Origin of the sequence: Streptomyces sp. G5(2025), assembly GCF_049542075.1 — a bacterium.
In the GTDB taxonomy this organism is placed as follows: domain Bacteria; phylum Actinomycetota; class Actinomycetes; order Streptomycetales; family Streptomycetaceae; genus Streptomyces.
Genome location: NZ_JBMUZT010000006.1, coordinates 2,163,517 through 2,187,332 on the forward strand (window position 1 = coordinate 2,163,517; position 23,816 = coordinate 2,187,332).

The 23,816-nt window shown below is 69.8% G+C and carries 18 protein-coding genes; 3 read left to right on the forward strand and 15 right to left on the reverse strand.

Annotation, left to right across the window (positions count from 1 at the left end):
* Positions 1-114: 114 nt before the first annotated feature.
* Entirely contained in the window at positions 115-3,468 is a 3,354-nt protein-coding gene (locus tag ACOBQB_RS20640; RefSeq protein WP_423593644.1) for a type I polyketide synthase, read from the reverse strand.
* Positions 3,465-4,742 carry an MFS transporter gene (locus tag ACOBQB_RS20645; protein ID WP_423593645.1) on the reverse strand — a complete coding sequence of 426 codons (1,278 nt, stop codon included), beginning with the start codon at positions 4,740-4,742 and terminating at the stop codon, positions 3,465-3,467. The genes ACOBQB_RS20640 and ACOBQB_RS20645 overlap by 4 nt, the downstream gene beginning before the upstream one ends.
* A 281-nt stretch (positions 4,743-5,023) precedes the next feature.
* Between ACOBQB_RS20645 and ACOBQB_RS20650 the strand changes: the two genes are divergently transcribed.
* From ACOBQB_RS20650 to ACOBQB_RS20660, 3 genes are all read left to right on the forward strand, one after another.
* The gene (locus ACOBQB_RS20650) at positions 5,024-5,281 is read left to right on the forward strand and encodes a response regulator transcription factor (RefSeq protein WP_423593646.1); all 258 of its coding nucleotides are present in this window, start codon (positions 5,024-5,026) and stop codon (positions 5,279-5,281) included.
* A 633-nt stretch (positions 5,282-5,914) separates the two neighbouring features.
* Positions 5,915-6,259 (forward strand): hypothetical protein, encoded by a 345-nt coding sequence (locus ACOBQB_RS20655; RefSeq protein ID WP_423593647.1) that lies wholly within the window; start codon positions 5,915-5,917, stop codon positions 6,257-6,259.
* Between the two features lie 12 nt (positions 6,260-6,271).
* Positions 6,272-7,486, forward strand: coding sequence for an MAB_1171c family putative transporter (locus tag ACOBQB_RS20660; RefSeq protein ID WP_423593648.1), 1,215 nt, complete (start codon positions 6,272-6,274; stop codon positions 7,484-7,486).
* A 52-nt stretch (positions 7,487-7,538) separates the two neighbouring features.
* Here ACOBQB_RS20660 and ACOBQB_RS20665 read toward each other — a convergent pair whose 3' ends face one another.
* From ACOBQB_RS20665 to ACOBQB_RS20725, 13 genes are read right to left on the reverse strand one after another with little or no spacing between them, the layout of a single operon-like run.
* Positions 7,539-7,973 (reverse strand): SRPBCC family protein, encoded by a 435-nt coding sequence (locus ACOBQB_RS20665; RefSeq protein WP_423593649.1) that lies wholly within the window; start codon positions 7,971-7,973, stop codon positions 7,539-7,541.
* Between the two features lie 19 nt (positions 7,974-7,992).
* Complete coding sequence (locus ACOBQB_RS20670) at positions 7,993-8,736, reverse strand: thioesterase II family protein (RefSeq protein ID WP_423593650.1); 744 nt, start codon at positions 8,734-8,736, stop codon at positions 7,993-7,995.
* On the reverse strand, positions 8,733-9,845 hold the full coding sequence (locus ACOBQB_RS20675; protein WP_423593651.1) for an alpha/beta fold hydrolase: 1,113 nt from the start codon (positions 9,843-9,845) through the stop codon (positions 8,733-8,735). The genes ACOBQB_RS20670 and ACOBQB_RS20675 overlap by 4 nt, the downstream gene beginning before the upstream one ends.
* Positions 9,846-9,851: 6 nt before the next feature.
* Positions 9,852-11,126 carry an FAD-dependent monooxygenase gene (locus ACOBQB_RS20680; RefSeq protein ID WP_423593652.1) on the reverse strand — a complete coding sequence of 425 codons (1,275 nt, stop codon included), beginning with the start codon at positions 11,124-11,126 and terminating at the stop codon, positions 9,852-9,854.
* Complete coding sequence (locus tag ACOBQB_RS20685) at positions 11,123-11,983, reverse strand: 2-oxo acid dehydrogenase subunit E2 (RefSeq protein ID WP_423593653.1); 861 nt, start codon at positions 11,981-11,983, stop codon at positions 11,123-11,125. Before ACOBQB_RS20685 ends, ACOBQB_RS20680 begins: the two co-directional genes overlap by 4 nt.
* Positions 11,976-12,206: a phosphopantetheine-binding protein gene (locus ACOBQB_RS20690; protein ID WP_423593654.1), complete on the reverse strand. Its 231-nt coding sequence runs from the start codon at positions 12,204-12,206 to the stop codon at positions 11,976-11,978. The genes ACOBQB_RS20685 and ACOBQB_RS20690 overlap by 8 nt, the downstream gene beginning before the upstream one ends.
* The gene (locus tag ACOBQB_RS20695; RefSeq protein WP_423593655.1) at positions 12,203-14,110 is read right to left on the reverse strand and encodes an HAD-IIIC family phosphatase; all 1,908 of its coding nucleotides are present in this window, start codon (positions 14,108-14,110) and stop codon (positions 12,203-12,205) included. The genes ACOBQB_RS20690 and ACOBQB_RS20695 overlap by 4 nt, the downstream gene beginning before the upstream one ends.
* Positions 14,107-15,123, reverse strand: a complete 1,017-nt coding sequence (locus ACOBQB_RS20700) for a 3-oxoacyl-ACP synthase III family protein (protein WP_423593656.1) — start codon at positions 15,121-15,123, stop codon at positions 14,107-14,109. Before ACOBQB_RS20700 ends, ACOBQB_RS20695 begins: the two co-directional genes overlap by 4 nt.
* A gap of 4 nt (positions 15,124-15,127) precedes the next feature.
* Entirely contained in the window at positions 15,128-18,079 is a 2,952-nt protein-coding gene (locus tag ACOBQB_RS20705; protein WP_423593657.1) for a type I polyketide synthase, read from the reverse strand.
* On the reverse strand, positions 18,076-18,351 hold the full coding sequence (locus tag ACOBQB_RS20710; protein ID WP_423593658.1) for an acyl carrier protein: 276 nt from the start codon (positions 18,349-18,351) through the stop codon (positions 18,076-18,078). The genes ACOBQB_RS20705 and ACOBQB_RS20710 overlap by 4 nt, the downstream gene beginning before the upstream one ends.
* 45 nt (positions 18,352-18,396) lie before the next feature.
* A complete protein-coding gene (locus tag ACOBQB_RS20715; protein ID WP_423593659.1) occupies positions 18,397-20,100 on the reverse strand; it encodes an acyl-CoA dehydrogenase in 1,704 nt (567 codons plus the stop codon).
* Positions 20,097-21,839 carry an acyl-CoA dehydrogenase family protein gene (locus ACOBQB_RS20720; RefSeq protein WP_423593660.1) on the reverse strand — a complete coding sequence of 581 codons (1,743 nt, stop codon included), beginning with the start codon at positions 21,837-21,839 and terminating at the stop codon, positions 20,097-20,099. Before ACOBQB_RS20720 ends, ACOBQB_RS20715 begins: the two co-directional genes overlap by 4 nt.
* A gap of 16 nt (positions 21,840-21,855) precedes the next feature.
* Entirely contained in the window at positions 21,856-23,637 is a 1,782-nt protein-coding gene (locus ACOBQB_RS20725) for a fatty acyl-AMP ligase (protein WP_423593661.1), read from the reverse strand.
* Positions 23,638-23,816 lie beyond the last annotated feature (179 nt).

The window sequence follows — 23,816 nt, forward strand, 5'->3', positions numbered from 1 at the left end:
GGGGTGCCGGCGTCGGCGTCGGTGCGCCCATCTGCTCGGCGATGCGCTGCGAGAGTTCGGCCATCGCGGCGAGGTCCTGGTCGACCGCGGCGGAGACGGAGCGCTGGGGGGTGCTCATCGGTCCGCCCGGGCGGTCGGGGCGGCCTGGGCGGCCTGAGTGGCCTGGGTGGCCTGGGTGGCCTGGGTGGCCAGCAACTGCGAGAGCTGTCCCATCAGTTGGAGCTGCATCTGAGAGAGCTGGCGCACCTGGCGTACGAGGTCCTCGACCTCTTGGCGGGTGGCGTACTCGGGCCGGGCGACGGGAGCGGGGGTGGCGACCGGGGCGGGCGGCTCCGGGGCCATGAGTGAGGGAGCCGTCAGCGAAGGCGAAGGCGCGGGCGCGGGCGGCTCAGGTGTCGCGGGCGCCGCCCCCGCCCCTCCCGTCTTCCGCACGATGATCAGCGCCAGCCCCTTCGCCGACCCCGCCTCCTCGAAGAGCTCCCGCATCGACACCTTGACCCGGTGCTCCTCCTCCAACTCCCGCAGTACGCCGATCATCTGCAACGAGTCCGCGCCGAGGTCGAAGAAGGAGGCGTCCTCGGCTATCTCACTCGTGTCGTAGCTGAGGTGTCGCGCGGTGACCTTGATGACGTGCTGGAGCACGCGCTCGACCGCTGCCGCGTCCAGTGCGCCCTGTGCGCCCTTTGCGTCCTGTGCCACTTCGGCCTCATCCCTTGCCGGTTGTGCGGGCCGGGGAAGGTGGTTCTCCGGCCCTGTCCAGTAGTCCTTGTGCTGGAATCGGTAACCGGGCAGGGGGACCCTGCGGCCCGCCCCGCCCATGAACGTCCGCCAGTCGACCGGCGCCCCGGCCCGGTGGAGCCCGGCTGCCGCGTCCCACAGCGGCACGAGTCCGGCCCCGCGCCGCAGCGTCGGATACGCCGCCCGGTCCGGCAGCTCCCGCCGCGCGAGACCGCTGAGTGTGGTGTGCGGGCCGAGCTCCAGGAGCGTGCCGGTGGCCGGGTGCGACGTGCGCAGTTCGCGCAGGGCGTCGGCGAATCTCACCGGGTGACGCGTCTGACGTACGACGTACTCGGTGTCCGGGAGCCAGCCCGGCGGCCGGGTGCGCCCGTCGACGCCGCTCACGAACGGCACGTCGACCGGCCTGAACTCCACCTCCGCGCACAGTTCCCGCAGCCCGTCGAGGGCCGGGCCCATCAGCGCCGTGTGGAACGCGTGCCGCACCGGCAGCTCCCGCGCCGGGACCCCGCGTGCGGCCAGCAGTTCCTTCAGGCGCTCCACGGCCGCGGCCGGACCCGCGAGGACGTGGCTGCGCGGGCCGTTGACGACGGCGAGTTCCACGCCGGGAATCTCGGCGGCCAGTTCCGCGGCCTCGCGCGCCCCCACCGGGACCGCGACCATCGCGCCGGGTGCGCAGTGGCGGCGCATGAGCACGCCGCGGCCTGCCGTCAGGCGCAGCCCGTCCTCGATGCCGAGCGCCCCGGCCGCGTACAGCGCCGCGTACTCGCCCACGCTGTGCCCGGCCACCACGCTCGGCGTGATCCCCGCCTCCTGCCAGAGGCGGACCAGCGCGCACTGGAGGGCGAAGAGCGCGGGCTGCGCCAGTTCGGTGGGCCACGGGGGCTCGGCCCCGGGGTTCTCCTCCTGGTCCAGCAGCGGGGCCAGCAGGCTGTCGCCGCCGGTGAGCGCGGCGTACTGCCGTTCGCAGGCCGCCAGGACCTCGCGTACGAGGGGGAAACGGTCGTGGAGGTGGCGTGCCGCGCCCCTGTGGAGACTGCCCTGTCCCGTGAAGAGGAACCCGGTGTCGGCCCCGTCCGTCCCGGTCGCCGCCGGTGGTGGGGACGCCAGCCAGGCGTCGAGGGCGGCGGTGAGCACGGCCACGGTGTCGCCGCGTACCGCGAGGCGGTGCCTGCGGTGGGCGCGGCCGAGTGCCAGCGTCGTCACGACGTCCGCGGGGTGCGTGTCGGGGTGCGCGCGCAGGTGGTCGCGCAGGGCGCGGGCGTTGTCGGTGAGCGCCGCCTCGGTGTGGCCGGAGACGACGAGGATGTCCGGGGGCGGCGGTGTGCCGGCGAGGGGGCGGGGCGTGGGCTCGGGGGCCTCTTCCAGGACGACGTGGACGTTGGTGCCGCCGACGCCGAAGGAGCTGACGCAGGCCCGGCGCGGCACGTCACCTCGGGGCACGTCGCCTCGGACGGCGTCGCCTCGGGGCCAGGGCCGTGCGGTGTCGGGGATGTAGAACGGGCTCGCCGCGAGGTCGAGGGCGGGGTTCGGGCGGCGGAAGCCCGCCATCGGCGGGATGACGCCGTGCCGCAGCACGAGCAGCGCCTTGATGAGGCTCGCCAGGCCCGAACACACATCGAGGTGACCGATGTTGGCCTTGACCGAGCCGAGAGCGCAGTAGCCGGTGCGGTCGGTGTCGGCGCGGAACGCGGCGGTGGCCCCCTCGAACTCGATCGGGTCGCCCTTGAAGGTGCCGGTGCCGTGGGCCTCCAGGTAGCCGATGGTGTCCGCGCCGACGCCCGCCTTCTCCAGGGCGCGCCGGATGGCGCCCCGCTGGCCGTCGGCGCTGGGCGCGGTGAACGCCCGCTTGTCCGCGCCGTCGTTGTTGACTCCCCAGCCCCGGATGACGCCGTGGATGTGGTCGCCGTCCGCGAGGGCCCGGTCGAGGCGCTTGAGCACGACGGCCGCGACGCCCGTGCCGCCGACGGTGCCGTCGGCGTCGGCGTCGAAGGGCCGCAGGTAGCCGCTCTTGGAGAGGATGGAGCCCTTGACGTACTGGTAGCCGAGGACCTGCGGCACGTGGACGGCGGTGGCCCCGGCCACCGCGATGTCGCACTCGCCGTGGGCCACGGACTGCGCGGCGAGGTACACCGCCGTCAGCGAACTGGAGCACGCCGTCTGGACGTTGAGGGCAGGGCCGGTCAGACCGAGGCGGTACGCGGCGCGGTTGGCGGTGAAGTCGGCGAAGTTGCCGACGGTGACCTGGAGCCCGGCCACCCAGTCGGCCACGCCGTCCGGCAGGACGTTGTTCTGGAGGTAGGTCTGGAGGGAGTACAGGTGGTAGCCGGTGCTGGCGTAGACGCCGATGTCGCGGCCACCGCCACCACCGCCGCCTTGTCCGCCCGCGTACCCCGCTCCGCCCGCGTACCCGGCGTTCTCCAGGGCGTGGTGGACGCACTCCAGGAAGAGCCGCTGCTGGGGGTCGGTGATGCGGGCCTCGTGCGCGCTCATCCCGAAGAAGCCCGCGTCGAAACCCGCGATGCCCTCCAGGACGCCGCTGGCCCCGACGAATTCGTCGGCGCGGTACCGCTCCTCGGGCACACCGGCCGCAGCGAGTTCGGCCTCGGTGAAGCGGCGGATACGGTCGGCGCCATCACGGATCGTGCGCCAGTACTCCTCGGGGGTGTCCGCGCCGGGCAGCCGGAAGGACATCCCTACGACGGCCACGGCGTCGGGGGCGGCGGTGGTCATCGGGCCTCTCTCTCGACGGACGGTACGTCCGGTACGCGTTCTCGTGCCGTGTCGGGCGCGGACCGGCCCCGGCGGCCGTACCGCACCAGCACGACGAACATCCCGAGGCACAGGACGATCGCCACCCCGTGCAGCAGACCCACGACTTGCAGCGGCCGGAAGTGGTCGAGGAGCGCGCCGCTCACGAGCATCCCGAGGCCGAAGCCGGTGTTCTCGACGGAGGCGGAGAGGCCGAAGAGCCGGCCGCGCTGCTCGTCGGGGGCCGCCTGGAGCCGGCTGACGTAGGCGATCTCGGTGAGCCCGTCGGCCATGCCCGCCACCAGGGCCGCCGCGACGGCCACGCCCGTGGGCAGCCCGGCGAAGACCACGATGAACGCGGCCGACATCACACAGGCCCCGATCGCGAAGGCCCGCTCCCCGGGGCCCTGCCGCCCGTCGCGCCCCGCCCATCTCCCGCACACCTGCTGCATGACGATGTTGCCGATGGCCCACGTGGCCCAGAACTGGCTGACGAACGTGGCGGGATGCGACGGATCGAGGGCGCTGGAGTAGACGGGCAGGGCGACGTTGTGGGACGACGAACCGAGGCCGTCGGCGGCCCTGACGGCGATCATGACGGCGAGGACGGGGGCGGCGCGCAGCAACAGCAGGGAACCGGCCTGCCGCCGCACACGCCCGGCGGCTTCCTCACCGCCGCGCCGGCTCTCCTCCGGCTCGGCGGCCTTCGTACGGATCGGCAGGGCGAGAAGGACACTGGCCGAGACGGCGAAGGAGGCGGCGTCGAGAGAGATGGCGGCGACGTATCCCAGCTGCGCGACCACGAGACCCGCCGAGGCGAACCCGGCGATCATCGCCAGCGAACGCCCGGTGGCGAGCAGCGAGTTGGCGCGTACCCGCAGGTCACCGCCGACGATCTCCGGGATGCTGCTACGCAGGGCGACGCCCGAGAGGGTCGAGCAGAACCCGGTGACGACGGCGAGGACGTACAGCAGTCCCGCCCGCCCGGCCTCGGGTGCGATCAACAGCGCTACCATGGCGAGGCACTGCGTGAGATCGGCGCCGACCATCAACCTCTTGCGGTCGTACGCCGAGACCAGCCGTCCGCTCACAAAGCCGGATACGACGCTGGTCATGAGACGTACGGCCATGAACAGCCCGGCGGCCAGGGCACTGTCGGTCACGTCATAGATGAAGACGTTGAGGGCGACCATGTTCAGGTAACTGCCGTACGCCGAGACGCCGTTACCCACGACGAGCAGGCGAAAGTGCCTCAACGTTCCCCCTGGTCCGCCTCTGTACCGGCCCTGTGCTGCTTCTGTGCCGACGACCGGCCTTGCGCTGCGGCTTCACACTCACCCGCCCGGAAGCGCGCCTAAAGTCACCCAAGTTGGTGACTTGACAAGGCCAATGTCGCTCGGTAGCGAAAGGCTTGCGCGGGGCGCCGCGAGGGGTACGGCGATTCCTTTCTGTTTCCGCACGGCCATGGTTAGATCAAACCGAGTCGCGGTCACAGCCTCGTAGAAGTCGCCAGTAGCCAGTCCCTCCCGGAGGGAACATGCCAGCAACCAGCCGCCCGCAGAGCGCTCCGGCGCTGTCCCACCGAGAGCGTCAGGTGCTGGCGCACATCGCGGCAGGCCTCTCCCACAAGCAGGTGGCCCGACGCCTCGGCATCAGCGTCCACACGGTGAGCACGTACTTGCGCCGCATCCGCAGCAAGCGGACGGCGCCTACGGTGGCGCATCTGATCCGGCTGAGCATGGCGGAGGACGTGGTGGCGTCCTCGGCGGGGCCGCGGTCGGCATCCAGAACGTAACGAAGACCCTTCCTCGACGCCCACCGCCGCCTCGCGGGGAACAAGTTCAAGCAGGCCCCGCAGCCGTTTCCGCTCCGTATCGGCCTGCGGTCCCCGAAATATTCCGCCAGTATTCACATACGCCGTTCAAGACCGCCCCTGCACCGCAGCGGGCCGACTGCGGTGCAGGGGCAGCAACCCGCGAACCGGGATCTCGGCGCACTTCGGTGTCCGTGCCGGCCCGTGCGGACCAGCGATGCCTGTCGAGAAACTGCGCGCTCCCTCAGTACCGCCTTACTCGTGGTTGAACGCCGGTCAGACACGCTTGTGTGAAATCGCGTTGGGGCCGTGGGATCTGGTTGCCGACGGGGCGCCGGACGAGGGAGGCGGCCAGGTACTATTTGATGAGTATGCGCAGCGCCATACCCCCGGATGCGGTGAGCGATTTGAGTTGCCCACATCAGGTTGGGTTTCCATCGACGAGCGGGAGGCTCCATGAAGCGGGTACAGGAACGCTGTGAGTCCGCCCTGCGTGGCCTCGACGTATCCCACCCGTTTGATATTGACGACATCTGCGCCCAGGTGTCCCGGCGACGGAAGCGGCCCCTTCGGCTACTGCCCATGCAAGGAATGGGCAGTTCGACACCGTGTGGGATGTGGTTGTCCACCGGAGAGGCCGACTACATTTTCTATGAGCCGAATACGTCCCGGCTGCATTCAGAGCACATCATATTGCATGAGCTTGGCCATATCCTGGGCGATCATACGCAGAACCTACGCGCGGACACCACGCTGATCGCCCGTCTGATGCCGAATCTCGACCCGAATACGGTGAAACGCGTCCTCGGGCGGGCCAGCTATACGACCGAGCAGGAGCAGGAAGCCGAGCTGTTCGCTTCGTTGATTCGAGCGCGCGCGAGCCAGAAGGCGTCGCCCCGTGGCGAAGACAGACCAGTTACGGCCTTGGCCATAGCCAAGGCGTTTCAGTACTACAGGTGATAGGACTCACGAGTGGCTGCGCTGCTGAACGCAATCGTTCTGGGGCTGCTTTGGGCAACCGTCGTTCTCCGTGTACCTTCGCTGGCTCGCGGCGCCAGTGAACGCGCGCTGTGGCTGATCTTCCTGACGCTCGCATTGGCGAAGACGGCGGCTCTCTCCACAGTGCGGGACGGGATCAATTCCCTCGCGGGTGGCTACGATATCGCCCCGCTGCTCTACCATCTCCTCGGAGTGGCCGGAGCCACAGCACTGTTGCGTTTTATTTCCTTGGTGACCGGCCTGTACGCGGTCAAGGCGCGGGCGCTTACGTTGCAGGCGGGTGGCGCTGTGGCGGTGGCGCTGCTCCTGATGTTTCTGTACGCCCTTGATCCCGGTGAAATATACGCTTCGGCGGATGAGTTCCTTGCCGCTGGTACGGATTCGCCCGCTGCCGTTGTCTACTGGCTGATCCTGGAGACGTACCTGGGCGCCGCGCTGATGACCACGGCCGTACTGTTCTGGCGCGTGAGCCGTAGCAGCACTGCTCCGCTCCTGCGGATCGGGTTCCGTACGGTTTGGCTCGGGCTGGTCCTCAATGCGCTCTATGCGATCTACAAGATCGTCTATGTAGTAGCCCATCTGTTCAGCGCAGAACTTCCGAAAGGGATCATCGCTCAAGTATCGGATGCGCTGCTGGCGATCGCGGTGGGCCTCATGGTGATCGGAGTCACCCTCCCAGCACTGTCCGGTGCGCGCAAAGGTTTGTCCCTGTACCGCTCGCTGCACTCGCTGAATCCGCTGTGGCGAACCGTCGGACGGGAGTTCCCCGAGATAGTTCTGCCGGTACCGCACGGGATGACTTCAGGGGCCGGGGGCCTGGGCGCTGCCGAGCTGCGGAGATATCGGCGCATCATCGAGATCCGGGACGGCATGGTCCACCTGCGCTCCCGGCTGCCTGCCACGGTGGGCGACGAGGCGCTGGCATTTCTTCGGCAGAAGGAAGTGGCGGAGGAACAACTCGCCGTTCTCGCGGAGGCGTGCTGGATCGAGGCCGGGCTGCGCTCAGGTGGGACCGGCGCGCCGTCTGTCTGTGAGCAGGAATGGCCGGTCCCGGGCGGGAAGAGCATCGAGGATGAGGCTGTGTGGTTGTCCCGGGTCAGCCATGCCTGGCGCCGCTCGCCCGTCCCGCGCGAGTTCGCGGAGTACTGGGTGAATCGCGAGACGGATATGGTCGACAGCCCCGGCTGATGGGGGGCGCACGCCCCCAGGGCTCGGGGCAGCCGGGGCAGAGCGGTGCGGGTCAGCCTGCCACGGCCTCTGCCCGTTCCTTCAACGCCTCATTCAGCTGCACGAATCCCGTTTCGGTGCGCTCAAGGGTACGGCCGAGCAGGGGCACGAGGACCCCGGTGAACTCCTCCCGCTGCCGCAGCAGTGTCCCCTTGCCCGCGGGTTCGAGAAGGAACTCGTGCCGCCCCGAGAACAGGCCGGGGACGGCGACCTTCCCCAGCCACTGCAGGTGACGCCCCGGCTCGGCGATGGTCACGGTCGGCTGATGGGTCATGCCCTTGCCGCCGGGCGGGCGGATGTGAGCCTTGAGAGTTTCGCCGACCACCGGCTTCCCCTCTGCCCACAGCACGAAAGGGTTCCAATGCCGGTAGTTCTCGAAGTCGACGAGAACAGACCAGACTACATCGGGGGCGGCGGAGATAGTGATCGATTTTTCTATGGAACGCATGCTTTATCTGTTCACTTTCTTACTTTTTGCACAGAACGGTTTCGGACAACACGTCCCTGAGATGCCGGAAAAGACTGTCCGGCCGTTGTTTGACATAGAAGTGATCGCCGCTGAACATCGCGAGGGTTCCGCCGGCCTCCGTCAACGCTTGCCAGCCCCGCAGCTCTGCCTCGCCCACCAACCTATCTTCTGTCCCACCGCACCGATGAATGGGGCAGGAGAGCACCTGGGCGGTCTCTCCCGGACGCGGTCTGCACAGTTCCAGATCGTCGCGAATGACCGGCAGAGCCAGCCGGAGCCATTCGGGATGCTCAAGGAGTTCCTCAGGCATACCACCCAGACGCCGGAGCCGGGCGATGAGTTCGTCGTCACCGACGAGGCTCGCGGACGAGTGCACCGGGCTGAGTGGCGGAGCGCACGCCGAGGCGAACAGGGCGGAAGGAAGCCGGCCGCCCTCGTGCTGCCGCGACGCGATCAGCCGGTGAGCGATCAGGGCGCCCATGCTGTGCCCGAAGAAGGCGTGCGGCCGGTCGAGCAGCGGGCCGAGTTCCGCGGCCAGCTCTTCGACGAGCTGCGTGGGATCGGTCAGGCGCGGTTCACGGATCCTGCGCTCGCGTCCCGGCAGCAGGACCGGCCACACGGCGATGTCCGGCCCGAGGCTCTCCTGCCATCCGCGGAACAGGGCGGTGCCCCCACCGGCGTGGTGGAAGCACAGCAACACCATCTCCGCTTCCGGGCGCCGCTGCGGCAGATAGCGGCTCATCCCACCCTGCCTCGGACGCGCGCCACCGCGGACAACGCCGAGACCGCGGCTCCCAGCGCTTTGGGGCGCAGCCCGGTATCGCCGCCCATCAGCAGCAGTGAACGGGCCATCCACAGCTTGGTCGCCGCCATGTGATGCGGTGATCCGTGCACGTCGTCGTGCTCAAGCACCTGCGCCCGCGGCAGGCGCGTGCGCAGTCTGAGGACGTCGCCGGGCGGAATGATCTCGTCGCGGCGGCTGGCGACGGTGTGCACCGGAATGGTGATCCGGGCGAGCTCGGTGTCGTCGAGGGCCCAGTCCGCCATGGTGTCGAACAGCTCCTCAGGCGCGGCGCCGGTGAGATGGCACAGAGTGCGTTTCGTCGTCCTGGGGACGGTGTTCCACCACTCCCGGTCCCGGAAGAACTCCGTCACCGGGGGGCCCACGGTGGCGATACCGCGGATACGGGAGTCGTGGCCGGCTGCGCGCAACGCCAGATGGCCGCTGAAGCTGAGGGCGAGCAGGCTCGTGCGGGACACATCAGCCCGGTCCGCCAGCCGGTCCAGGAGCGCGGGCAGCATCCGCCAGCTGTCCCGCGAGTAGGTCAGGGAGTTCTCGCCCACCCCCGGCATCTCGGTCACGGCCACCGTCATCCCCAGGCGCCGTGCCGTCGGCAGGAGCTGGGCCCACTGCTCCTTGATGCTGACGATACCGCCGAGCACGACGAGCAGCGGTCTCCTCGGGTCCGGTGATGAGGTCCACACCCGCAGCCGGGCCCCGTCCAGGGGCACCGTGATCTGCTCGATGCCCCGCGGGCCGCCCCACAGGCGCAGTTCCTCGACACAGCGGGCGAGTGCCTGCTCCCGGGGCGCGCCGTCGACGAAGGGGAATCTGGCCGCGTTGTAGTAGCGACAGGCACCGAGGTGGTCGCCGCGGGCCGCTCGCGCGGCAGCGGCCCGCGACCAGACCTGCGCCCACGCGTGCGGGCCGGGCCCGCTCTCCTCGGTGATGCGCGCCAGGAGTTGCGCGCACCGGCGTGCCGGGATGCCTTGGGCCCGCGCGTGGAGCTGGAAGAGTTGCTTGAGTTCGTCGAGGTAGCTGATGTCGGGTGGGACCACGGGGAAGGCCACGTCCGCTCACTTTCCTCTCGTGGTCGGCGGCGCCTGCGTAATCGGCGCGTGTCCGGGCGACGGGGGTGTCGCGCCTTCCTGGGCCAGGCCGTAGTACAGGCTTCCCCAGATCCGGCGCTTCACGGCCGGTACACGGTCGACTGCGCGGTAGAGGGTGCGGCGCACCGCCTGTGCGGCAGGTGTGGCCAGGGCGAAGAGCTTCTCCTGGCGCAGCTGCATGGCACGGGCCTGCTCGATGTGGGGCTCGCGGGTCTGCTGGAACATGAGGCAGGCGTGGTCGAGGGCCGCGCCGGTGCCGGGGGCGGCCAGCGCATGGCTGACCATGGGTGCCAGTCGGACACCGTCGATGATGGCGTGGTTCACTCCCTGCGCGAGGACCGGCGACAGGGTGTGCGCGGCGTCCCCGATGAGGACCAGTCCGGGGGTGCTCCACTTGGGCACCGTGCTGGTGAAGATTTCCAGCATGGATGTGTCCGACCAGGCCCGTACCTGGTCGCGGACGGACGTCGACAGTTCGGGAGCGAGCTCGTCGATTCGCCTGTGCAGCCTCTCGATCCCCTCGGAACGCCACGCCTTGAGTCCGTCCTTGGGGATGTTGACGCCCACGCGGACCAGGTCCGGATAGGTGGGGATGCACATGGCGTGCGTATTCCCCCTGATCCGCACGCGATAGGTGTCGTTGCTCCAGTCGTCCGGGCAGCGCACGGTGAACCACAGGAAGTCTCGTTCCAGGGGCACCTTGTGGTGGCTCAGGCCGGCCCACTCGCGGACCTTGCTGTAGCGCCCGTCGGCCCCGACCGTGAGCTTGGCCCGGATCTCCACGGGTCCCTCCGGGGACTCCCCCCGCACGCCGGTGACCCGCTGCCCCTCACGGAGCAGTTCCGTGGCGCGCAGTTGCCGCAGCAGGCGGAAGCCCGGGTGGGAATCCGCGACCCTGGCCAGTTCGGCCAGCAGCATCGGTTGCGGCACCTCGACCGGGTACCGGATGGGCTTGTCAAAGGTGTCGAAGTCGACTCCCAGTACCGTCTTTCCGGCATCGGTGAGTTCGATTCGACGGACGTCGAGGATGTTCTGGCCGCGCAGCCCGTCCAGTACTCCCATCTTGTGCAGCAGCCAGACCGAATCCGGTGACACGGACTCACCGCGGAAGGACCGTTCGAAGCTTCGGCTCTTTTCCGCGACGACGACACTGTGGCCGCGGGAGACCAGAGAGAGAGCGAGAGCGAGCCCGGCCGGACCGCCACCCACCACACAGACATCACAGTTGATCTTTTCTGTCATGGTCGGGTCTGCTCCTGGAGCGGGTCGGTGGCGGTCGTTGCGAGGTGGGGCCGGCGGGGCTCGGGTACGGCGGTGGCCTCCGCGGGGCGGGAGGTGGCCGGCTCCGGTCCCGCCTCCAGCGTCTGCTTGATCTCGGTGAGCACGTCCGCGGCCTCGGCACCGTCGACCACACGGTGGTCGAAGCAGAGGTTCAACCGCATGACGGGGGCAGCCTCCACACAGCCGTCACGCACCACCGGTACGGCGCGGACCTGACCGACGTTCACGGTCAGCGCGGTGCCTCCCATCGCGTGGAAGCCGTTGACCGCACGGTGTCCCAGGGAGGAGACCGCGACCGTGCCCATGAGTGCGGATCGGCTGCTCAGCCTTCCCATCGAGGCGCGGAACGCCCACCACCCCACACGGACGGGCATGCGGTGCAGCGCCCGCACGCCGCGGAGCTCCGTCAGATCGTCCACTGGCGTGTCCCTCAGCCGTGCCACCTCGCGCTGGAACGTCTCCAGTTCGGCTCCGCGCATATCCGGCAGGGTCGCTGACAGCACGGACCGTACGCCGTCGACCGTACGGTCCATCGCGACCTTGGGCCGGATCTCGGGCGTGCGCATCAGGCGGGGCACCAGGCCCTCGCCGATGGCCGCGTTGCACTCCGGATGGTGCTCCAGCACCCGCGTCGTCGCCCACAGTACGTAGCTGGTGTAGGAGAACCGTCGGCCCTCGGCGGCGGCCTCGTCGCGGTGGGCCACGACGCGGGTCATGTCGACGTCCGTGTCCAGGAAGACGGGTGCCGCTCGGCGGATGTGCCGCAGGAAGTACTGGGTGTGCCGCCGCTGCCGGGCGACGCGGCCGCGGTCAGACATCGTGTGCCGCCAGTTCCAGGACGCGGCCAAGCGTACGGGCTTCCAGCAGCTCGGTCAGGGCGAGGGACCGGCCGGTCGCGTTTTCCAGCACCGCCAGGAGGCGCAGGACGTGCAGTGAGTCCCAGCCGGGCAGGGTGTCGATGTCGCGCGCCAGGTCCTCCCGCGTCACGCTCAAACTCAGCTCCTCGTCGAGCAGTTCCAGGAACTCGTCTTCAGTGATCATGTGGTTGCTCCTTGCGGCAACGGAGTGAGGGTGATGTGGCCGACCGGGTCGGGCAGCGGCGTCAGAGCATGGCGCCAGTGCCGGGTCTGCCCGTCCGAGCCGTGCGGGACAAAGCCGTGCCGCTGGTAGAAGTCCGCGAACCTGTGGTTCTTGGCGGTAGGCCGGTAGTGCGCCGTGACGGCTGTGGCTCCTGAATCCGCGGCGTGTTCCAGCAGGGCGCGCAGACAGGCGCTCTCGATGCCGCGGGAGAACACCCGGCAGCTCAGCAGAGTGTTCTCGATGGTGAGCACGCCCTCGGGGCCGGTGCGCACGAACAGCGCGCCGACGATGCCGTGGTCTCCGAAGCGGTCGGCGGACCGCACCGCCCACACGGCGGTGTCGGGCCCGCAGGCATACTCCTCGACCTGCGCGGCGTCCATGCGCACGGTGGTCATGTTGAACTGGTTGGTGCGCTGTGTCATCTGTGCGATGCGGCCCGCCTCATGCGCCTCCGGGTGGGTGATGGTGACGCGGATCTCCAGCTCCGCCAGGTAGTCCCGCAGCGAGGAGAAGCCGGTCCGGAAGGAGTCGCGCTCCGTTTCCGCCTGGTACTTCTCGCGCCGGGTGTAGTCCTCGGCGGTCAGCTGGAGGACGGCGAACCAGTCGTCGGCCAAGAGGCGGGAAGGGTGCTGGGCGGGTTCGCCGTCCAGCTCGACCACGGCCACCTCGGGCAGGCTCTCGCGCACCAGCCCTGCCTCGAAGGCGCTGTCGTCCACGAAGACCATGCTGTCGGTGCCGATGTTCAGCTGCTCGGCCAGCTCGGCGATGTTGCGGTCCTTGGGCTCCCAGTTCGCCCGGACCGCGACGAAATCCTTCTCGCGCAAGGTCATTTCCGGGTTCTCGCGCAGCGCCGCGCGTACCGCGTCCTCATCGTTCTTGCTGCACAGGGCCAGCAGGACTCCCTGCGAGCCGAGTTGGGCCACCAGACGCTGGAACCGGGTGAACGCCTCGCCTCTCCCGGGGCTGCCGATCTCGATCCCGTGGGTGCCGTCGTCACCCAGGATCCCGCCCCACAGCGTGCCGTCCAGGTCGAGTACCAGGCACTTGCGTCCGAGCCCGCGCAGTGACTTGGCGATGCTCGCGGCCTCTTGGGCCAGTGCGCGCAGCAGAGCTTCGGAGAAGCCCACCTTGGCGTATGTCCGCAGGCGTGGCTCGTCCAGAGGGGTGGCGTCGGTCAGGCGTGTGTCGAGATCGATCACCACACAGCGCCGCAGGTCGAGTCCCAGCCGCAGCAGGGAGCTGTTGAACTCCCGCCATGCCAGGCCGAGTCGGGCACGGGAGCGGTAGTCGATGAGCTGACGCGCGAGCCATGAGGGCAGAGGGAGCGTGTTGAGGACCAGAGTGCCGCTGCCGGCTCTGTCGTGCTCCTGGGCCAGTCCGCGCAGTCGCGCGCTGAGGGCGTGCAACGTGCGTTCGCAGTCCTCGACGGTCCATACGTCGCCGAGCTCGGCCGTCACGGCGTCGGCGTCGAGCAGGCAGAGCGTGATGTCGGTGCCTTCGTCGTACGCCGGGCCGCCGGGGTCACCGAGGTCGGCCAGGTACTGTCCGTGGCCGGCTGTGCGCAGCACCATCCGGTGCCGCGCGAACTCCGCCGTGAGCGGGGCCACGAGCGGGGCGCAGGTGCCGTTGCCGGTCACCACGACCGTGACCGCCGTCATCCTGGGGTGGGCGGCGAGGAGGCTGTCGGGGCTCAGCGTGGTCAGCAGCTGCCCCGAACGTGCCCGCTTCTCCTCGTCCATCCGGCCGATCAGTGAGCAGACTTCGGGAAAGGAACCGATGAGCTCCTTCTGGTCACGGAGTCGGCGCAGTCGGGCCCAGGCCTCGGCGCTGTCCTGCTGTGCGGGGTCCTTCACCGTCGTGGTCACCGGCCCTCCACCGCGAATCCGCCCTTGAGCCACTTGCTGGACTCCACGCAGATCGCCAGTGCGCGCTCGCCGGGCCGGATGCGTTCCGCGAGGCGTTCGAGCTGGAAGAACGGCAGAGCGTTGCCGTTGTTGCCGGTGTCCGCGACGCAGCTGATCTCCTGGGCGCCGGGAAGCTGGAGGTGCTCGGTTATCCGGCGCGTCATACGGCCCGACAGCTGTGGCGGGAGGACGTATGCGAGGTCTTCGGGCGTCCAGCCCGTGGTCTCCAGGAGCTGCCAGAGGATCTCGTCGGCGAGGTGCGGTACCCGTCGCTCGATGGCCTTGTAGTCCTCTTCGGCGGGGGCGACGCCGTCGGTGCTCTCCGCCGCGCCGAACCACCTGATCACCTGGCCCGCCGGCTGGCCGCGGCCCGCGAACTGGTTGAGCACCGTGTGCACGGCCATCCCTTCCGCGTCCTCCTGCCCGGTGAGCACCACGGCTCCGGCTCCGTCGCCGAACAGCACGTAGTTGACGAGCTCATGAGAAGGCAGCCGGGTGAAGTCCCGGTCCAGGCGCAGGTGTTTGGCGCACACATCGCCGCCGATCACCAGGCCCGTACGGTTCTCGGGCCGCTGGAGCAGCAGGCGGCCCAGGTCGAGCGCCTGAATGGCGCCGGCGCAGCCGGACTGCAGTTGGTACGTGGGTATCTGGTCGAGCCCCAGGCGGTCCGCGACCTTGTTGACGGTGGCGGGCATGAGCTCGTCGGGCGAGGCGGTGGCCAGGACGACGAAGTCGATGTCCTGGGGCCGTGCCCCGGCGCGCCGCATGGCGGTCGCCGCCGCCTCTTCGGCCAGGTCGGTCAGTGTCGAGTGCTGTTCGCCCGTGGTGAGGTCGACGGCGAAGTGGCGGGTCTTGGTGCCGATGAAGAGATCGACCCACTCACGGTTGACCCCGAGTGTCTTGGCCAGGTGGTCGTTGTCCACGGCCGGGCCGGGCAGGGCAGTGCCCACAGCGGTGATACAGGGATGGGTCATGGGTTCACCTCGAAAGCAGCGCGTCGGGTGCCGTACGGCTGCGCAGGAAGCGGGTGATGTCGCCCGCGGTGGTCAGTTCGGGGAGCAGCTCGGCGGCGTCGATGGGCTGTGACCACCGCTGCTCCAGCCGGTCCTTGAGCTGGATGAGCATGATCGAGTCGAATCCGAGCTCCTCGTGCAGGAGGGAGTCGGCTCGGATCTCGTGGGCCGCATAACCACAGACGTCGGCGACGACGCCGAGCACGTCCCGCTCGAACGCGTCGGCTTCGGTCACGTCGGCGCGCTCGGGTCGCGGCTCGGGCGTCGGCTGGTCGCGGGTGGCGATGAGCTCCATACGACGCGGGCCGTCGGGCCTTGCCGGGGCGCCGGCCCAGAAGCGGGTCGCCGTGGAGAACGCGTACGGTGTCAGCCGGTGCAGGGTGCGCTGCCCTGGCTCGTACAGCGGTTCCCAGTTGGGGGACAGGCCGTCGCAGTACAGTCGCGCGACGGTTTCCGAGAGTTCGACCCCGGTCGCCTGCGGCCCCGGGCACGGCGTCAGCACGGGGATGCCACGCGCCGCGGGCGTACGCCGCAGCATGGGGCCCAGGACGCTGCGGGACCCGATCTCCACCAGGTGGCTCGCCCCCTGGCGCAGGGCCTCGGTGATCGCCTCGAAGAAGCGGACGGGACGGCTGATGTGCTGCGTCCAGTAAGCGGCGTCCATCAGCTCACCGTCACCGAGCAGGCGCCCGCGCAGGGTGGAGTAGACGGCCCGCTGCGCGGGGCGGTACTGGACCTGCGACGCGACGGCCGCGAACTCGGCGAGCACCGGCTCCGTCATGGAGGAGTGGAAGGCGTGCGACACCTGTAGGCGGCGTGTCGTCACGCCGGCCGCGCCGAGCCTGTCGGCGATGCGCTCCAGCGCCTCCAGCGGCCCCGAACACACCACGTCCTCGGGCCCATTGAGGCTCGCCAGGCTCACCGTCGGCTCGTCGGCGAGCAGTGGCTCGACGGACTCCGCGGGACAGCGCGCGGCCAACATGCCGCCCCCCGCGGGGAGCCCCTGCATCAGCTCGGCCCGCGCGGCCACCAGCCGGCAGGCGTCCGGGAGACTCAGCGCTCCGGCCAGCACGGCGGCGGCGAACTCCCCGACACTGTGGCCCAGCATCCACTCCGGCTCTCCGCAGGTCTCCTCCAGTGTCCGCCCGAGCGCGTAGCCCGTGGCGAAGATCGCCGGCTGGGCCAGGCCGGTGGTGTCGATCTGTGCGGAGCCGTCGAGCATGTGCTGGACGATGGACCCGCCGAGGAAGGGGGCCATCGCCTCGTCCACCTCGGCCAGGGCCCGGCGGTAGGAGCCGTAGTGCGTGTGCAGCCCGCGGGTCATCCCCGGGTACTGGGAGCCCTGGCCGGTGAAGAGCCAACCGATGGACACCGTCCGCCGGTTGCCGGTGGCGATGGCCGCGGCCCTCTCCCCGGCCGCGAACCGCCGCAGGGCGGTGACCGCTTCGTCCTTGGTGGACACCGCGATCGCGAGGCGGTGCCGGCCCGAGGACTTGACCTGGTTACTGCTCCAGCACAGCTGTCCGATGCGGCGCTCGGGTGCGGCCCGGACGTCCTCGGCGAGCTGTCCGGCGTTGCGTGCCAGTGCTTCCGGGTTGTTCGCCGAGACGGTGAGCACACCGCCTCCCGGCTCCTGCGGGCGTGTGTCCGCGCCGGGAGATGCCAGCACCACGTGGGCGTTGGTGCCGCCGAGTCCGAAGCTGCTGACCGAGACGACGGCCGTATCGTCCGTCAGCCGCAGTGGGGCCTTGAGCAGTCGCAGTCCCTTGTCACGGAGCTTCAGCTGAGGGTTCTCGGTTCTGGCGTGACGGCTGGGCGGCAGTACCCCGCGGTCGAGCGCCAGGGCGACCTTGATCACGGCGGCGATGCCCGCGGCGCCCTCGGTGTGCCCGATGTTGCCCTTGACCGAACCGATGGCGCAGGGCTGTTCCCGCTCCACGGAGTGGACGGCACCCAGCGCATTGGTCTCGATCATGTCACCGAGCACGGTGCCGGTGCCGTGCGCCTCGACCGCCACCACGTCCTGCGGGCGGACTCCGGCCCGTCGGTACGCCTCGGTGATGACCTCCTGCTGCGCCCAACGGTTGGGAGCGGTCAGGCCATTGCTGCGGCCGTCCTGGTTGACCGCGCTTCCCTTGATCACCGCGTAGACGCGCAGCCCGGCCGCGACGGCGTCCTCCAGACGGCGCAGGACCACCGCGCCGACCGCCTCGCCCCGCACGATGCCGTTGGCATGACGGCTGAAGGGTTTGCACGCCGCATCCGGGGCGGAGAGCCCGGCCTGGCTGTAGAAGATGTGCAGGGCCGGGGTCAGGATGACATTGACGCCCCCGACCAGGGCTTGGTCGCACTCTCCGCCCCGCAGCGCGACACATGCCTGGTGCAGCGCGACGAGCGACGACGAGCAGGCGCTGTCGACAGCCCAGCTCGGCCCCTTCAGATCCAGGTGGTAGGAGAGCCGGTTCGCGATCATGCAGTAGCCGTTGCCGGAACCGAGATGCGCGGTGATGCGGTCGTAGTCGGTCATGTGGAGCTGGGCCCACTCGTTGCCCATGACCCCGACGAAGACCCCGGTACGCGTGCCCGCCTGGCGCCGTGGATCCAGCCCGGCGTCCTCGAAGGCCCGCCACCCGGCCTGGAGCAGCAGTCGCTGCTGGGGGTCCATGGCTTCCGCCTCGCGCGGCGAGATGTTGAAGAACTCGTGGTCGAAGGCGTCCGCGTCGGCGATGAATCCGCCGGCCGTGGTGTTGGTGTGCCCCATGGCACCGTGTGGGTCGTGAAAGGCGCTCTTGTCCCACCGGTCGGCCGGCACCTCGGCTATGGCGTCCTCGCCGCTCATCAGCAGGTCCCAATAGGCCTGTGGTCCCGCGGCCCCGGGAAAGCTGCCGTCCAGACCGACGACGGCGATGTCGCTCATCGGTCCGCCTTCGCCCGGTGGAGGTCGTCGAGGATGCCCCCGGCCAGCGCCGTGACCGTGGGGTGGTCCCAGGCCAGTGTCGGTTCGACCGTGATGCCGAAGGCGTCCTCGACATCTCCGCACAGGGCGAGGGCGTAGACGGAGTCCAGACCCAGCTCCGCCAGCGGGCTGTCGGGGTCGAGGTCGTCCGGGGACATCTCCAGGTACTCGCCGACCCGCTGGATCAGCCACTTCTGGAGCTGCGGGCGGGTGATGTCGGTGATGGCGTTCATGGTTTCTCCTTCTGGAGCGGGAAGAGTGCTCGGCACCGGTTCGGATCAGCGCAGGATCGGTGAAGCGTCCAGGCAGCATGAGAGGCCCGAGTCCACCCGTCGGGTCAGCTCGGCGAACAGGGTTTCGGAGGCGTCTTGGGGCAGCCGGCCGTCATTCAGCCCCAGCCGCATGGCCAGTCGGGTGAGCGCGGCGTGGATCCACTGGGGTTCACCGAGCAGCCCGGAATCGGGGCGCGCCCGGTGCCGGCGCCAGACCCCCAGGCAGGCCGCGGCGGCGAGCAGCACCGTGTAGCGCTCCGCGAGAGCGAAGGTGTCGGGACCGGCGGAGGGCCCGCGCTCCGTCGGCGGCAGCGCGGAGCACTGCTGTTGCAGCGTGCGCAGCTCCGCGGCGAGCGAGCTGACAAGCGCGTCGATGTCCTGACGGCCGGACGGCTGAGCCGCTTCCGCGAGGAGCGACGCGGCCAGGGGGTCGGCACTCCCGCCGACCACCGCGAGCTGCTGGAAGTCGAGTTCGGGCAGCGGCGCGTCCGTGTCGAACAAGGCTGTCGGCGGCTGCTCCGCGTGCCAGGCGCGCCGGGCCAGCAGCGGCAGCTGCGGGATGATGGTGAGCAGGCAGGCGGTGCCCCCGGCGTGGCCGAGGCTGAGTACTGGTGCGTCCCGGTAGATCTTGCCGAAGACGGCGTACGGGCCCTCGCGCAAGTAGAACCGCGCGCCGAGCACCAACGACAGTTGGTACAAGGACTGTTCGAGCATGAGAGGGACCAGGTACTTGACGGCGGCCGCCGTGGCGCCGACGTGGCGTGGTGCGAGGTGCAGCATCCGCGCGGCCGTTGTGGCCAGGCAGTCCATGACCAGGAGGTCGGCGAAGGCGGTCGCGAGGGTGTCGCGGGCGTGCGGGATGTCGCTGACAGCGGCCCCGTACAGCCGCCGTCGGGTGGCGAAGCGGCTCACCACGTGCAGTGCTGTGTCGGGCAGGCCCAGCGCCATGCCGGGAAGTACGGTGCGGGTAAGCTGGAAGGCACGCAGCGCCGTCTCGGCACCGCCTCCGGCCGTGCCGACGAGACTGCCGTCGGGCAGTGCGCAATCGGTGAAGGACACCCCGCCGAGCCGGCAGCCGCGTATGCCGGCGGTGGCGAAGCGCGGCAGGTAGCGCAGCGAGCCGGAATCGAGCTCGTCCTTGCGGAGCCAGAACACGGAGTGGTCGCGGGCGCCGTTTCCCGTGGCGGTCCGTGCGAACAGAACCATGCTCTGGGCTCGCTGGACGTTGTTGATGACTTCTTTCGAGCCGTTGAGCAGCATGCGGTCGCCCACCGGGTGCGCCCGGGTCTCGTTGCGCAGGAAGTCATTGCCGTGACTCAGCTCGTGGAAGGCCACCGCGACCTTGCCACCGGATCGCAGCTCCTCACTCAGTCTCCGCCGCTGTGCGGGGTCGCCCGCCGCCCAGACATTGACCGCGGCCATGAGTGAGGTGACGCCGTATCCCAGTCCCAAGGAGGCGTCGCGGCGGAAAACCGGCCGCAGCCGCCGTACGAGTTCATCGGTGTCCTTCCAGCGCCCGCCGAGCGAACGCGGTACGAACTCCTCGTTGCACCCCCAGTCGTCGAGCAGCCGCTCCCCGTCGGCGAGCAGCTCGCCGCGCTCGTCGGCCTCCAGCACCCGGCGGAATCCCACTGGGTTGGCCTCGTCGAAGGGGTCGCCGAACAGCGATTCCAGGTGCGCGGTGCGGCTATGGCGTTCCGGTGTCGTCACGAGACGAGTCCTTCCGCGACGCGGTGGGGGGTCAGTGAGAGGGACCAGCCGTCCTCGCACTGGGTGATAAGGGTGTGGAGCAGGGCCTGGTCGCCGGCCGGGGCGGGTGTGGCGGGGATTCCCAGGCCGGTCAGGACACGGTTGAGGGCGGCGTGCAGCCAGTGCGCGTCGTGCCACAGTGATCCGGCCGGGCCGCTCTCGGCCTGTTCGTGATGGGCCAGCCACAGCCCGATCGCCGCGGAGGCGGCGAAGCACAGCGAGATCTCCTCGGCGACCCGGAAACTGCGTGGTGCCACCGCGGCGCGCACGGGGCGGTGCGCGGCCATCTCCGACCGCAGTGCGTCGGTCCGTACCCTCACGCGCCGGGCCAGTTCGGCCACGGGCAGCAGGGCCGGCCGGGACGTGGCCAGGTCGGTCAGCCTGCCGACCGAACTCGGCAGTTCCCGCAGGAGACTGCTGCCGTGTCGCGAGATCAGGCTGAGCCGAGCGGCGTCGAAAGGCGGGGGAGGCCGGCGCAGGTCGAACAGGCCGTCCAGGGCGGCGGCGTCCGGTGCGCGTCCCGACTTTCTGGCGAGGGTGGGGAATTCGTTGATGAGGGCGCTGAGGTTGACCAAGCTGTTGCCGTCGAAGATGCCGACGATGCGGTGGTCGCGCTGGACCTTCTGGAACCTTCCCTCGGCGAAGACGTCCAGGAGCTGCGAGCGGGCGCCCAGGAACCGTGCCAGTGTGCCGATCATCGTGTCGGTCCGGCTGGGCACCAGGTACTTCACCACGGCCGAGGTCACGCTCATCTCGCCGGTGAGCGCGTGGATGGAGCGGGCCCCCACGAGAGCGAGCGCCTCCCCGAGCAAGTGGTCGGCGTAGGCGTCGAGCAGCACTGCGCGCGCCCGTGGCAGCTCAAGGAGGCTCCGGCCGTACAGGGAGCGCTCCTGCGCGAAGCGCACGGCCAGCCGCAGGGCATGGTCCCCGGCGCCGAGGGAGAGGGAGGAGCACAGGGTGCGGGTCAGCTGGAGGCTCTTCAGTACGGTCTCCAGCCCCTGCCCCGGGGTGCCGAGCAGGCAACCGCGGTCCACCTCGGCCGCCTCGAAGCGGATGCCGCTGATATCGGCCCCGCGGATGCCGTGTGTGTGGACCTTCGGCAGACAGTGGTACGCCGTTTCGGGGAGCTCCTCCTTGTCCACGAGGAAGACATCGAATCCGCGGGCACCCCCTGCCGGGGTGCTGCGCGCGAGAACCGTGCTGATCCGGCCGCGGGTCGCATTGTTGATCAGCCACTTCTCTCCCGTGATGCGATAGCCGCCGGGCGCTTCCTGTGCCCGGACGTCACCGGCGAGCAGGTCGCTGCCGTGATCGCGTTCGGTCAGTCCCCAGGAGACCGGGTGTCCCTCGATCACCTTCCGGGCGAGACCTGTGATCTTGTCGGTCGGATCCACGATCCAGGCGCACACCCCTCCCAGGAAGGTCTTGCCGTGACCGATGGCCACGGTGAGATCGCGTCTGGCCACGGTGCGGATGAGGTGGAAGGGCGCCTCGAACGTTGTCAGTTCCCCGCCCAGGGCCCTGGGTACGTAGTACCGCTGGAGCCCCCATGAGTTGAGCTGCCGGCAGATGTCGTCCGGGAACCGCTCCGCGCGGTCCAGCGTGGCGCTCCGCGAGAAGGAGAAGGTGTTGTCGTCGTCATGCGGGTTGCCGAGATGGTGCTCGAAACCCTCAAGGAGGTTGCTGAGTGTGTCGTTCATCGGTGTGGCCTCGGGGTCAGCCGACCTGGCCGGCCGGTACGGCAGCGGCGGGAGTGGCTGCCGGACGGGCCGGGCGCAGGTCGCGGACGGCGCTCGGGAGGTCTGTGTGCAGGGTCTTGAGCCGGTCCTCCAGGAACAGCCGACGCATCAGGCGGCGCTGCACCTTGCCGCTGGTCGTGCGCTGCACGGCGCCACGGTTGGTCAGCACCACTCCCGGCCGCGGTAGCCCGAACTCCTGCACGGCGAGTGTCTTGACCCGGGCGGCGAGTTCGTCGAGCCCCGTTCCCTGGAGCAGACCCTTCTTGACCTCATGGACGATGACCACGTGTTCACGGCCGTTCTCCACGGGGAACACCGCGCCCACACCCGCGGCCAGGGCCGGGTGGAGGTCCCGGACGGCGTGTTCGATGTCCTGCGGGTAGAGGTTGCGGCCGTGCACGATGAGTACGTCCTTGAGCCGGCCGGTGACATAGAGGTCCCCGTCGACCAGCGCTCCCAGGTCGCCGGTTCGCAGGTAGGGCCCGTCTCCGTCGGCGATGCGGGCACGGAAGGTCTCTTCCGTGGCATCAGGGCGGTGCCAGTAACCGGCGGCCACACTGGCGCCCTTGAGCCAGATCTCCCCCACGTGGCCCGGTCCGAGCACCGTGCGTCGCTCGGGGTCCACGATGCGCAGGTCCAGCGCCCCGGTCCGCCCGCAGCTGACCAGTTCGGTGCCGGTCCCGTCGGTCGCGGGGCGGACGATGTTCTGCTCAAGCCCTGCGCGGTCGGCCAGGTAGCTGTCCTCCGGTGCGCTGCGCGGCGCACCGGTGGCCATCAGCGTCACCTCGGCCATGCCGTAGCAGGGCATGAAGACATCGGGGCGCAGGCCGATCGGGGCGAAGCGGTCGACGAACTTCCGCAGCGTCGTGGCCCGCACGGGTTCCGCGCCGTTCAGTGCGGCCCTCAGGCTCGACAGGTCGAGCCCTGCCAGGTGTCGGTCGCTGACGATCCGGGCGCAGAGTTCATAGGCGAAGTCGGGGGCCACCGTCAGGGTCGCCCGCCATGTGCTGATGAGTTCAAGCCAGCGGGCCGGCCGCCGCAGGAACGACGTGGGGGACATGAAGACGCAGCTGCCGCCCACGAAGAGCGGGTGCAGCAGCATGCCGATCAGCCCCATGTCGTGGAAGTGCGGAAGCCACCCGGCCAGCACCATGTCACTGTCGGTCGACGCCTGTTGCCGCATCTCGTTCTCGTTGTGCAGCAGGTTTCCGTGCGTCACCACAACACCCTTGGGCTCGCTCGTCGACCCTGAGGTGTACTGGAGGAACGCCACGGAATCGCGGTGCAGCGCGGGCATCGTCCAGGAGTCGGCGTGGCCCAGGGAATCATCGTCCGTGGCCACGACGAGGAACTGCTCCGGTGGCAGATCCGTGCCGAGCGACTGCCGCAGGTCCGGGCCGTGGGCCGAGGTGGTCAGCACCAGGCCGGCGCCGGTGTCCTGGAGGATTCCCGCGGTCCTGGCCAGACTGCGCGGGTCCGTGGGTATCGGGACGGGGACCGCGATGACTCCCGCGTAGAGACAGCCGAGGAAGGCGCGGAGGAAATCCAGGCCCTCCGGGTAGAGGAGAAGGACGGGCCGCCGGGACGCGGGCTGTGTATCGAGCCAGGAGGCCAGTCGTCGGGCGTCGTGGTCCAGTTCCGTGTAGTCGAGGCGCCGGCCGACCAGGCCGTCCGCACCGTCACGCACGAACGTGTAGGACCGCTCGTTCTTGTAGGTGGACACCTGTGTGCGCACGTGCGCGGTGAAGCTCTCCTGCATGCCCGCTCTTCCTTGAATTCTTGATCCTGGCAGCCGTTGCTCGGGAGGCGTGGGTCGTTGATGGGGTGTGCCGAGGGGCCGGCTGTACGCCGACGAGCCGGTACTTCGGTGCCGCGCAGGCTTCAGCGGCAGCCGCAACCTTCACGGCCCGGCCGAGTATCAACTGAGATTTATAGGCG